Genomic DNA, 12039 nt, shown 5'->3' with positions numbered 1-12039 from the left:
GAGCTACAAGCTTGAAGCTTGCGGCTCGCGACTTGTAGCTGCTTTTATCGGGTCGGCGTGCACCAGCACTTCGGCTCGCGGGTAGGCTTTGTGGATGGCATCGGCGGCTTGATCGCTGATGCCGTGCGCCACTGACAGGGTCAATTCTCCCGGCAATTCCAGGTGCAACTGCACGAACCAGTGGTTGCCGGAGATCCGCGTGCGCAAGTCATGCGCGCCCAACACCCCCGGCACACTGCAGGCCAGTTCGAGCATGTGCTGACTGACGTCCGCCGGCAGTTCCTCATCCATCAGCACCGAAAAACTTTCCCGGGCGATCTGGATCGCGCTCCACAGAATGTACGCAGCAATGCCCAGACCGAACCACGCATCCAGTTGATCAAAGCCGAACCCGGCGAGGATCAGCGCGATCAGAATGCTGCCGTTGAGCAACATGTCCGAACGATAGTGCAGCGAATCGGCGCGTACGGCGTTGGAACCGGTCTGCTTGATCACCCGATGCTGCAACACCAGCAGCGCCGCCGTCAGCAGCAGCGAAAACACGATCACACCGATGCTCAGCCATGGCGCGCCAAGCGGTTGCGGATCATGCAATCGTTCGTACGCCTGGAACGCGATCAGCACCGCACTGCCGCCAATGAACAACGCCTGCGCCATGCCCGCCAGCGATTCCGCCTTGCCGTGGCCATAACGGTGATCGTCATCGGCCGGACGCAACGCGTAATGCACCGCCAGCAGATTGAGCATCGAGGTGATGCCATCCAGCGCCGAGTCGGTGAGGCCGGCGAGCATGCTGACTGAACCGCTCAGCCACCAGGCGATGGCTTTGGCGACGATCAGCGTGCAGGCGACCGCCACCGAGGCGCGGGTCGCCAGCCGCAGGAGGCGGGCGTGTTCGGGGCTGGTGGTCATTGAACGTCCTTTTAAGCGGCGGGTTGCAGGCCGAACATGGCCAGTTGTTGAGTACTGCCCTTGTGCTGAATCAGGCGCGGGTCGTCCAGAGGAAAGTCCCGTCCAAGTTCGCTTTCGAGAATAGCCTGTAGCTTGTGATTATCGACCTGACCGTCCGGGCCGATGGCTTGTTTGAGCTTGGCCGGATCGATCTGCGCGGTGTGGCCCGGTTCGAAGTAGATCGCGCCAGTGGCGAAATCGACGGCAAACGCGATCAGGCCGGGAATGATATAGAACAGCAGGCCCACGGCATCCAGCACGGCAATCGCCGGGTCGACTTTGCCGTCGATCTGACCGCGACGGTCCGGGTAGAAAATCGAACCGCACGCGGTGATTTGCGTGAGCAGGGTGGCGACCAGTACACCGCCGATCAGGCGAAAAGGTAAGCGCATGGGGAAATCTCCTGATTGATCTAAGAACGAAGCGTTGTCGAGTGAAGTTAAGACCCTGACGAACGCCTTGCAGTTCGCCGTTATACTCGGCCCTCTGTTTGGGAGCCAGCATGAATTCTTTGCCGATCGACGATGTTTTACCCGCCCTGCGTGAAGCCCTCGCGACACGCCACGAAGCCGTGCTCGAAGCTCCGCCCGGCGCCGGTAAAACCACCCGTGTGCCCTTGGCCCTGCTCAATGAAGCGTGGCTGGCCGGGCAGACCATTCTGATGCTTGAACCGCGCCGTCTCGCCGCGCGTGCAGCTGCAGAGCGTCTGGCCAGTGAGCTGGGCGAGAAGGTCGGTGAAACCGTCGGTTATCGCATTCGCCTCGACAGCAAGGTCGGCCCCAACACACGTATCGAAGTGGTCACCGAAGGCATTCTCACCCGGCGCTTGCAGGACGACCCGGCGCTGGAAGGCGTGGGCCTGCTGATCTTCGACGAATTTCACGAACGCAGCCTCGACGCCGATCTGGCGCTGGCCTTAAGTCTGAACGGTCGCGAGTTGTTTCGAGCTGAACAGCCGCTGAAGATTCTGCTGATGTCGGCCACGCTGGAAGGTGAACGTCTGGCCGGATTGCTCGACGACGCGCCGATCCTGCGCAGCGAAGGTCGCATGTATCCGGTGACGATGCGCTGGGGCCGGCCGTTTCAGCCTGGCGAATACATTGATCAGCGGGTCACGCAAACCGTGCTTGAAGCGCTGCACGATGAAACCGGCAGCGTGTTGGTGTTTCTGCCGGGGCAGGCGGAAATTCGTCGTGTGCATCAACAATTGGCCGACGCGATCGGTGAGCGCAGTGACGTTTTGCTCTGTCCGTTGCACGGTGAACTCGACCTCAATGCGCAGCGCGCGGCGATCGATCCGGCGCCGGCCGGTCAGCGCAAAGTGGTGCTGGCGACCAACATCGCCGAGACCAGCCTGACCATCAACGGCGTGCGCGTGGTGATCGACGCCGGGCTGGCGCGGGTGCCGCGTTTCGATCCCGGCAGCGGCATGACGCGCCTCGATACCCAACGGATTTCCAAGGCCAGCGCCACTCAGCGTGCCGGTCGGGCAGGGCGACTGGAACCGGGTGTTTGTTATCGCTTGTGGTCGCAGGATCAACACGAACAACTCGCCGCTTATGGCAGTGCGGAAATTCTCTCGGCGGATCTCGCCAGTCTCGCGCTGCAACTCGGACGTTGGGGGGTGACGCCGGGCGAACTGGTGTGGCTCGATGTTCCGCCAGCCGCCGCTTATGCACAGGCGCAGGATTTGCTGCAACGACTCGGTGCACTGGAAGGCGAAGCGCTGACCACTCACGGTCAGGCCATGGCTGAGCTGCCGGCGCATCCGCGCATCGGTCATTTGCTCCTTCGCGGTCAGGCGTTGGGTCTGGCCAACATGGCGTGCGATGTCGCCGCGTTGCTCGGCGAGCGCGATATCTTGCGTGGCGCCGGCGCGGATTTGCACAGCCGCCTGGTGCTGCTGTCCGGCGAAGCACGCGCCGCCCGTGGTGCGCAGGGCGGTGTGCAGCGTGCCCGGCAACTGGCGCGGCAATATCGCGGTTACCTGCGCGGCAAGGCCAGCGAGCCGGTCAGCGATCCCAATCATCCGCGCTGGCTCGGTGCCTTGCTGGCGCTGGCGTATCCGGATCGCGTCGCGCAACAGCGGCGTGCCGGTGGCGCGGAATATCGGCTGGCCAACGGTCGTGCGGCGCTGTTCGCCGAAGCCGACAGCCTGATGAAAGAGCCGTGGATCGTCATCGCCGACCTCGGCAGCCGTCAGGGCCAGCGCGAAGAACGGATTTATCTGGCGGCGGATTTCGATCCGGCGCTGCTCGATTCCGTGCTCGCCGAACAGGTACGCAATGTCGATCAACTCGACTGGGACGAGCGCGAAGGCGTGCTGCGCGCCGAGCGTCAGCGCAAGGTTGGCGAGCTGATTCTCAGCCGTGAACCGCTGACCGGTCTCGATGAAAATGCGCGCAGTCAGGCACTGGTCAATCTGGTGCGGCGCAAAGGTCTGGAGTTGCTGCCGTGGACGCCCGAACTGCGTCAGTGGCAGGCGCGGGTGGCGTTGTTGCGGCAGCTTGAATTGGGTTCGCAAGCTGAAAGCCAATGGCCGGATGTCAGTGATGCGACGCTGCTGGACACCCTCGAAGATTGGCTGATGCCGTATCTGGGCAAGGTCTCGCGGCTCAGTCATTTTGCCAATCTCGATCTGTCGAGCATCGTTCGCAACCTGCTGCCGTGGCCGTTGCCGCAAAAGCTCGATGAGCTGGCGCCGCATCATCTGAGCGTGCCGTCGGGGTCGTCGATTCGTCTGGACTACAGCGAGTTTCCACCGATTCTTGCGGTGCGTTTGCAGGAGTTGTTCGGGCTGGCGGATACGCCACGGATTGCCGGCGGGCGGCAGGTGGTCAAGTTGCATCTGCTGTCGCCGGCGCGGCGACCGGTGCAGGTGACGCAGGATCTGGCGAACTTCTGGCGCAGTACCTATGCCGAGGTGAAGAAGGATTTGAAGGGACGCTATCCGAAGCATTACTGGCCGGATGATCCGTTGGTGGCCGAGGCGACTGCGCGGGCCAAGCCGCGCAGTACGTGAAGGTCAAAAGATCGCAGCCTTCGGCAGCTCCTACAGGATTGAATCGGCCACAGAATTACGGTCCGACACCGATCTACTGTGGGAGCGAGCCTGCTCGCGAAGGCGTCGTTTCAGTCGACGCATCTGTTGCCTGATACTACGCCTTCGCGAGCAGGCTCGCTCCCACAGGTTTTTGCGGCATGATCCGATTTTTAGTGGTGCGTCTTGGCCGTCAGTTGTTCGCGGCAATAATCGGCGAACAACTGCGCCGGTTTGGTCAACTGCCCACGCTTGAGCCACGCGGCGACCAAGCCTGAACCGGTGACGTCTTCGACGATGTCCACGCACACGACTTTCTTGCCGTCGTAGGTGCATTCCGAATGCGGGCGGGTGACCAGAATCGAGAAGCCGAAACCCTGGCCAACCATCCCGCGCACCATCTCGATCGAGGGTGAACTGAACTCGATACGCGGTGTTAAGCCCAGCTCTTCGAAGAGGCTGACGAAATAAGTCCGGCTCGGCTGCACGTCGAGCAGGATCATCGGTTCCAGGCACAAGTCGCGCAGTGAAACCTGCTTGTACTCGGCAAAACGATGGTCGGCGGGTAGCAGCGCATACGGCCGTTGCGCGGGCATCAGCGGCTCGGTCTGGATCGTCGCGTCGAGCTCATGTTCATACAGGATGACCAGATCAAACGTGCCCGACGTCAGGCCTTGCACCAACTCCTGTTGCTCGCCGTCACGGATACGAATTTTCACCCCCGGATACAGCGCCGAGAACCCGGCGATCAATTGCGGCAAGTACAACGGCGCTACCGTTTCGAAGCAACCGATATCGATCTGCCCGGCGACGATGTCGTTGTCGGCCAACGCGTTCTGCTCGAACTCCTTGGCCATGCGCAACAATTCTTGAGCCTTGCGAAAAAACCGCGCACCGCTTGGGGTCAGCGACACACCTTGGGCGTGATGACGGATCAGCAGTTGCACGCCGAAACTGTCTTCCAGGCCTTTGATCGCGGTGGAGATCGCCGGCTGCGCGATATACAGCTTGCGTGACGCCTCGGCAACGCTGCCGCATTCGACGGTGGTGATGAAGTATTTCAGCTGACGCAAATTGTAGGCGGCCACGGCAAACCTCAGGACGAGCGGACTCGACTTCCAAGCAATTTGTGCGCCGCCAGGTCCGTTGCACGACGATGTTCTTATCCCTCAACCATAGCCACCTGCGCAGCATTTGGGGGAAGTCATTGCCCAGTGTTTTTATTGCCTGCGAAGACATTTTTACTATTTTTAGCCCGCGCGAGGCTGAGCGACCATCGAGGCACAATAAAGCCCAAGGAGCATCCGTCGTGTTCGAGCTTGCAGAGTGGCAGCGCCGTGCCGTTGCGTTGAAGTTTCCCGATCAGGCCGTGATTGACGGCATACATTGCGCGGCGCGTTCGGGGCAGACGTTTGCTGCGATCAACCCCGCGACTGGCGAGTGTCTGGCCAATGTTGCGGCGTGTGGCGAGGAGGATGTCGACCTCGCCGTGCGCAATGCGCGGCAAGTATTCGAGGCCGGTATCTGGTCGCAACGCTCCCCGGCTGAGCGCAAGCAAGTGCTGTTGCGTCTGGCTGATTTGCTGATGACGCATCGTGAAGAACTGGCGCTGCTCGATTCGCTGAACATGGGCAAACCGGTGATGGACGCCTACAACATCGATGTGCCGGGCGCTGCGGGCGTGTTCCGCTGGTACGCCGAAGCGATCGACAAACTCTACGATCAGGTCGCGCCCAGTGCGCCGAATGTGTTGGCGACAATTACCCGTGAAGCGCTGGGTGTGGTGGCGGCGGTGGTGCCGTGGAATTTCCCCTTGGACATGGCTGCATGGAAGCTCGCGCCGGCGCTGGCGGCAGGCAATTCGGTGATCCTCAAACCGGCCGAGCAGTCACCGTTTTCAGCGTTGCGTCTGGCTGAGTTGGCGCTGGAAGCGGGGCTGCCGCCGGGTGTGCTCAACGTGTTGCCGGGGCTTGGCGAGCAGACTGGCAGGGCGCTGGGTTTGCACGCGGACGTCGATTGTCTGGTGTTCACCGGCTCGACCCAGGTCGGCAAATATTTCATGCAGTACTCCGCGCAATCGAACCTCAAGCAGGTTTGGCTGGAGTGCGGCGGCAAGAGTGCCAATCTGGTGTTCGCCGACTGTCAGGATCTCGATCTGGCGGCGGAAAAAGCCGCGTTCGGGATCTTCTTCAATCAGGGTGAAGTCTGCTCGGCCAATTCGCGTTTGTTGGTGCAGCGTTCGATTCATGATGAGTTCGTCGAGCGTCTGAAAGCGCAGGCCGAGCGTTGGTTGCCAGGCGATCCGCTGGATCCGCAGAGCAGTGCTGGGGCCATCGTCGATCACAAACAGACGGCGAGCATCATGGGTTTTATTCGCAATGCCGAGCAGTCGGGGGCGACGCGGGTTTGTGGTGGGCAGCAGCGGCGTTTTAACGGCTCGGATAATTTTATTGAACCGACGATTTTTACCGGTGTGACTGCGGATATGCAGTTGTTTCGTGAAGAGGTGTTTGGGCCAGTGCTGGCGGTGATGCCGTTCGATGATGAGGCAGAGGCGCTGCGGCTGGCCAATGACAGTGTTTACGGATTGGCTGCTTCGTTGTGGACGGATGACCTTAACCGCGCCCATCGAGTGGCGCGGCAGTTGCGCGCTGGTACGGTGTCGGTCAATACGGTGGATGCACTGGATGTCAGCGTGCCTTTCGGCGGCGGCAAACAATCGGGTTTTGGCCGGGATCTATCGCTGCATTCGTTCGATAAATACACCCAACTGAAAACCACCTGGTTCCAACTGCGCTGAGACCGAGTCGCCCCCATCGCTGGCAAGCCAGCTCCCACAGGTTTCTGCGGTGTTCACAAAATACGGGGCACATCCGAGATCATTGCAGGAGTGAGCCTGCTCGCGATAGCGGTGGGTCTGTCAACAAATTATCGACTTACCTGACGCTATCGCGAGCAGGCTCACTCCTACAGGTTCAGTGTTGCCCAAAAATCCGAAGTACACCGGATATCACTGTGGGAGCTGGCTTGCCAGCGATGACATTCTCCAATTCACCATTAATCCCCGATCTGCACCCTAGTCGAGCATCCCCGCCAACCCCGCTCTTCAGCGGTGCGCACTACCCAGTTTTTTCATCATTTGCAGCCAACAATTTCCTGATTTTCCTCACCGCGCACATGGGCCACCATCGATCTTGCCCGCCAGCCGAATGTTGTCTGCCCAAGCGTCCGCGAGAGACCAACGGCAGCAACTGCACAACGGCCGGCGACCGTACTGCCCATGACAAAACTAAATCAACAGCGTCGGGAGTGCTCCATGATCAAGTCCTTGTGTATTCGTCTCACTCATCCTCTGGCAATCACCGCTCTGGCCGCCACGGTCGCGACCAGCGCCCAGGCCGGCACCTTGTCCATCGGCCACACCACCTGGGTCGGCTACGGCACGCTCTATCTGGCGCAAGACCTTGGCTACTTCAAGGAAAACGGCCTGACCGTCGAATTGCCAGTGGTCGAAGAGGCGTCGATGTACATGGCCGCGCAGGCGTCCGGGCAATTGTCCGGCTCGGCGTCGACCATCGATGAGGTGCTCAAGTATCGCCCGCAGTTCTGCTTCAAAGCGGTCGCGGCGCTGGATGACAGCCATGGCGGCGACGGTGTGCTGGTCGGTAAAGATGTGAAGAGCCTGCAAGAACTCAAGGGCAAATCCGTCGCGGTCAACGAGGGTTCAACCTCGCAGTTCTGGCTCTCCTACCTGCTGAAAAAGAACGGCATGAAGATGAGCGACATCACCGTGCAGAACATGACCGCTGACGATGCCGCCACCGCATTCATCGCCGGTCGCGTGCCCGCTGCTGTCACTTGGGAACCGCACCTGTCGATGGTCCGCGACAAGCAGCAAGGCAAAGTGCTGATCGACAGCAGCAGCACCCCCGGTGTGATCGTCGATGTGGTCGCACTCAATTGCAGCGTCATCGACAAGCAGCCGGAAGACGTCAAGGCGCTGGTCAGCGGTTTGTACAAAGCCGTGCAATACACCAAGGATCATCCGGAAGACGCTTACAAGATCATGGCGAAAGGCGTCGGCGGTTACCTGTCCGATCCGAAGGAACTGGCCGCCGCCGCACAAGGCGTGCGTTTCTACGATCAAGCCATGAGCGAGAAACTCCTTGGCGCACCGGGCAAGCCGGGCGACAGCGCACCGCTGATTAAACTGGCCAATGAAACCGCCAGCGAATTGCAGGGCAAACCGTACAACGTCAGCAACGACGACCTGGTCGACAACCGTTTCGTCAGCCCGCTCTAGGAGGTCTGCAATGTTCAAGCGCAATTCGTGGCTGAGCCGCAGCCTCACACCGAAAACCGCGTTGCCGGTGCAAGTGGTGTGGAGCGCCAGCGCTCTGGCCTGGGTGTTATTGGTCGGTCTCTGGGCCGGGCTTTCTTACGGTGGCATCGTCCCGGGGATGTTTTTGCCGACGCCGGGTGCGGTGGTCGAAGCTGCCGTGCGCCTGGGTCGCGACGGCACGCTCGGCACGCATGTCTGGGCCAGTGTCGAAGTAGTGATGGTCGGCTTCATTGTGTCATCGCTGGTGGCGGTGCCGTTGGGGTTGCTGATGGGCAGCTTCCGCATCGTCCAGGCCTTCCTTGAGCCGCTGGTGAACTTCATCCGTTACCTGCCGGTGACCTCGTTCGTGCCGCTGTTCATCCTGTGGATTGGCATCGGTCTCGAGCAGCGGGTTTCGGTGATTATCTTCGGCGTGTTCTTCCAGCAACTGGTGATGATTGCTGACGTCTCGAAAGGCATTTCCAAAGATCTGATCAACGCCTCTTACACCTTGGGTTCCAGTCGCCGCGACGCCGTGTTGCATGTGATCGCACCGGCCTCGGTGCCGGGCGTGCTCGACACCTTGCGGGTGACCATGGGCTGGGCCTGGACGTATCTGGTGGTGGCGGAACTGGTCGCCGCTTCCAGCGGTTTGGGTTACCTCAGCCTGAAGGCCATGCGCGGGTTTCAGGTCGACGTGATTTTCCTCGCCATCGCGATCATCGGCCTGTTGGGTCTGGTCACCGATCAATTGTTCCGTTTTCTCCGCCTGAGGGTTGCCGCATGGGCTCAGTGACTGCTGCCAATCATCGTTTTATCGAACCGGTCGCGACTCCCGCACAAGCGGCGGCGCGCTTGCAGGTAGACAAGGTCAGCCTGCGTTACAAGAAGCCTGACGGCGGCACGTTTACCGCGCTGGAAGAGGTGTCGTTCGAGGTGCCGGATCAGCAGTTTGCGGTGCTGGTCGGGCCGTCGGGTTGCGGTAAGTCGAGCCTGTTGTACCTGACCGCTGGCCTGGCCGAGCCGACCTCCGGCGAGATCTATGTCGGCGGCCAGCAAGTGCAAGGGCCGGGCGCGGATCGCGGCATGGTCTTTCAGAGTTACACGCTGTTCCCGTGGCTGACGGTGCGCCAGAACGTTGAGTTCGGCCTCAAACGCCGGGGCATGCCGGCGGCGCGGCGCAAGGAGATTGTTGATTACTACGTCAACGAAGTCGGCCTCGCCGGTTTCGCCGATAACTACGCCAAACAGCTGTCAGGCGGGATGATGCAGCGCGTGGCGATTGCTCGCGCGTTGGCCAATGATCCGCAGATTCTGTTGATGGACGAACCGTTCGGTGCGCTGGACAGCCAGACGCGATTGCAGATGCAGCAACTGTTGCTGCGGGTGTGGGGCAACAGCAAGAAAACCGTATTGTTCGTGACCCACGACATCGACGAAGCCATTCTGCTCGGCGACCGGGTCTATGTGATGGGCGCGAAACCTGGGCGGATCAAACAGATTCTCGACGTGCCGATCGAACGCCCGCGCTCGCTGGACATGGTCATGGAGCGCTCGTTCATCGACATGAAACGGCAGATCTTCGGCCTGCTGCACGACGACCTCGAAGAAGTCCACTGATCCCGATATCCCCCTGTAGGAGCTGCCGCAGGCTGCGATCTTTTGATGTTGTTTTGAAGATCAAGAGATCGCAGCCTGCGGCAGCTCCTACAGGAGGTGTGTGGATTAGGGAGTGGCGGGGAGAAGGAAGCGGGCGATTACTGGCAAGTGATCGGAGATGCGCAGGGTATCGTCCTGGCGAACCATCGCTTCCACGCGTTTGATTTTCGGGCTGTAGAACAGGTAATCCACCGTGCGATCCGGGCCATTCAGACCGGGGTCGTTGGGGTAGTGGGTCAGCCATTGTGCGCGGTCGATGCCGCTGGCTTCGTTGTTGGTCGGGATCATCGGGTACTTGTCCCACAGCAGATGCAATTCACTGTCGGCGGAGTAGGGCGTGCGCTGCTCGGCCGGCAAGCGGCGGTACTGGCCCAGCGGCAACAGATTGAAGTCGCCGCCGATCAACCACGGCAGGCCCTGGCTTTCATACTTGTCGAGGACCTTGGCCACCGCCGCCACTTGAGCTTGCGGCGTGTCATTCGGCTGACTGGCGCGTTCGAGGTGCGTGTTGAACACGGTCAATTGCCCGCCATCGCTGAGCGGCAGCTTGGTCGCGAGCAAGGCATCTTTGGGCTGGAACTGACGGCTGATGACATTCGCCGAGGCCACCGGCAATTGCAGGCGTTCGGCGTGTTCGATGCGATAGCGGCTGAGGGTTGCCAATTGCCGACCGACGCTGCCGAAGATATGCCGGTCGGGGACGAAGTCAGCTTTCCAGTCAAAGGCGCTGACGCTGCACGGATACAGGTCGGCAACGCGTTCCTGCAACAGCTTCAGTTGATCCTGATAATCGCTGGCCTTGGCGCCGTCATCCAGTTCCTGCAACAGCAGCACATCAGGCTGCTCATCGCGGATCACCCGCGCCACTTCGTCGAGGCTGAAGGCCATGTCTTCTTGTGTCGGCGATTCATCATCGCCCTGGGCCAGGTCATTCCAGAACACGTAGCGCTTGCCGGCGAGAAACTGCACGTTCCAGGTCATGACTTTCAGCGCCTGCCCCGGCACCAGCGTCGGTGGCGTCACGGTGCAGCTGACCGGCAGGGTCTCGCGGGCATCGGGGCGCCAGGTCAGGCTGAAGATCAGCCCGCCGATCAGGACGATGGCGAGCACGACAAGCAACAGGGTGTAGCGCAGTAGACGGGTCATGGCTCGGCTTATAGCGTTACAGAAAGTGGCCCCGAGCATACCTGAGCGCGGTCGCCAAGCCCAAGTGCAGCGCTGTCAGACCGCTCCGTCACGTTTGTCAGGCGATTCGCTGATCAGCATGAACAAACGAAACAACACCACGCTGGTGAACAGTTGCAGGAAGCTGTGGGCGCTGTCGATCAGTACGGCGAGCACCGGGTTTTGCGGCTCCGGATACACCGCCAGCGTTGCGCCCTTGAGCAGCCACAACGGCGTCATCACGCACAGAATGCACAGCAGGATCCGCCAGAAGTGGCCACGGGTCAGGCGCAGGCTTTCCTTCATTGCCTGCAACGGGCCGAGGCCGCGCAGCACCAACAGGTATTCGCCGAACGCGAGCATCACCATCAGCATCAGGCCCGGGAGGAAATACAGCGACAGACCGAGCAGGATCAGCAAGGTGTTGAGCGCCGTGAGCAGGGCGAAACGCGGCCACAGGCGTGCAGACATTGCCAGCAGGTCAAGGGTGCGCGGGGATTCGCCACGGGTACGCGCGTCGAGAAAGAGGATCAGTGCCGCGGTGTACAACGGATAAACCAGCAGGCCGACGACCACGCTGACGGAGGAAAAGCTGTCCGGGTCGCTGTTCTGATCGACCAGTTGCAGCAAAACCGCTTCGAAGATCACCAGCGGCAGGCACAACTGCACGATGCTGACCAAATGGCGTTTGAAAAAATACAAGGAGTCGCGCAGTACTTCGAAGGCATTCATCAGTCGGTATCGCAGGTCGAAAACAGTGGCTCACTTTAACCGATGACGCCGACGCCGGCACAAACGTAAACATTCGGTAAAGGTCGTTGAAACATCCTGTCACCGTCTCCATTACAGGAGAGCACCTTGTCCACCGTGGACGAGGGCAACGTTATCCCCGGCAATCTACGAG

10 protein-coding genes are annotated in these 12039 nt (G+C 60.7%); 5 read left to right on the top strand and 5 right to left on the bottom strand.

Annotation, left to right across the window (positions count from 1 at the left end; genetic code table 11):
• Positions 1–3 precede the first annotated feature (3 nt).
• Together QOL84_RS23405 and QOL84_RS23400 are read right to left on the bottom strand one after the other, a co-directional pair.
• The gene (locus tag QOL84_RS23405; protein WP_283438770.1) at positions 4–912 is read right to left on the bottom strand and encodes a cation diffusion facilitator family transporter; all 909 of its coding nucleotides are present in this window, start codon (positions 910–912) and stop codon (positions 4–6) included.
• Positions 913–923: 11 nt separating this feature from the next.
• Positions 924–1343, bottom strand: a complete 420-nt coding sequence (locus QOL84_RS23400; RefSeq protein ID WP_034153788.1) for a hypothetical protein — start codon at positions 1341–1343, stop codon at positions 924–926.
• Positions 1344–1453: 110 nt separating this feature from the next.
• Here QOL84_RS23400 and hrpB point away from each other — a divergent pair, with 110 nt between their 5' ends.
• Positions 1454–3973 carry an ATP-dependent helicase HrpB gene (hrpB, locus tag QOL84_RS23395; RefSeq protein ID WP_283438769.1) on the top strand — a complete coding sequence of 840 codons (2520 nt, stop codon included), beginning with the start codon at positions 1454–1456 and terminating at the stop codon, positions 3971–3973.
• 191 nt (positions 3974–4164) lie between these two features.
• Here the strand turns inward: hrpB and QOL84_RS23390 are convergent, their stop codons facing one another.
• Entirely contained in the window at positions 4165–5079 is a 915-nt protein-coding gene (locus QOL84_RS23390) for a LysR family transcriptional regulator (RefSeq protein WP_129395642.1), read from the bottom strand.
• A gap of 221 nt (positions 5080–5300) precedes the next feature.
• Here QOL84_RS23390 and QOL84_RS23385 point away from each other — a divergent pair, with 221 nt between their 5' ends.
• The 4 genes from QOL84_RS23385 to QOL84_RS23370 all read left to right on the top strand — a co-directional run bounded on the left by QOL84_RS23385 (position 5301) and on the right by QOL84_RS23370 (position 9932).
• Positions 5301–6791 (top strand): aldehyde dehydrogenase, encoded by a 1491-nt coding sequence (locus QOL84_RS23385; RefSeq protein WP_283438768.1) that lies wholly within the window; start codon positions 5301–5303, stop codon positions 6789–6791.
• Between the two features lie 516 nt (positions 6792–7307).
• The gene (locus QOL84_RS23380; protein ID WP_283438767.1) at positions 7308–8294 is read left to right on the top strand and encodes an ABC transporter substrate-binding protein; all 987 of its coding nucleotides are present in this window, start codon (positions 7308–7310) and stop codon (positions 8292–8294) included.
• Between the two features lie 10 nt (positions 8295–8304).
• On the top strand, positions 8305–9108 hold the full coding sequence (locus tag QOL84_RS23375) for an ABC transporter permease (RefSeq protein WP_123375883.1): 804 nt from the start codon (positions 8305–8307) through the stop codon (positions 9106–9108).
• Positions 9096–9932 (top strand): ABC transporter ATP-binding protein, encoded by an 837-nt coding sequence (locus QOL84_RS23370; protein WP_283438766.1) that lies wholly within the window; start codon positions 9096–9098, stop codon positions 9930–9932. The genes QOL84_RS23375 and QOL84_RS23370 overlap by 13 nt, the downstream gene beginning before the upstream one ends.
• A gap of 105 nt (positions 9933–10037) precedes the next feature.
• Here the strand turns inward: QOL84_RS23370 and QOL84_RS23365 are convergent, their stop codons facing one another.
• Together QOL84_RS23365 and QOL84_RS23360 are read right to left on the bottom strand one after the other, a co-directional pair.
• A complete protein-coding gene (locus QOL84_RS23365; RefSeq protein WP_283438765.1) occupies positions 10038–11117 on the bottom strand; it encodes an endonuclease/exonuclease/phosphatase family protein in 1080 nt (359 codons plus the stop codon).
• A 75-nt stretch (positions 11118–11192) separates the two neighbouring features.
• Entirely contained in the window at positions 11193–11867 is a 675-nt protein-coding gene (locus QOL84_RS23360) for a YciC family protein (RefSeq protein ID WP_283438764.1), read from the bottom strand.
• Positions 11868–12039 lie beyond the last annotated feature (172 nt).

Origin of the sequence: Pseudomonas helmanticensis (genome assembly GCF_900182985.1) — a bacterium.
GTDB classification, from domain to species: Bacteria; Pseudomonadota; Gammaproteobacteria; order Pseudomonadales; family Pseudomonadaceae; genus Aquipseudomonas; species Aquipseudomonas helmanticensis.
This window is presented reverse-complemented; position numbering and strand designations above follow the sequence as displayed.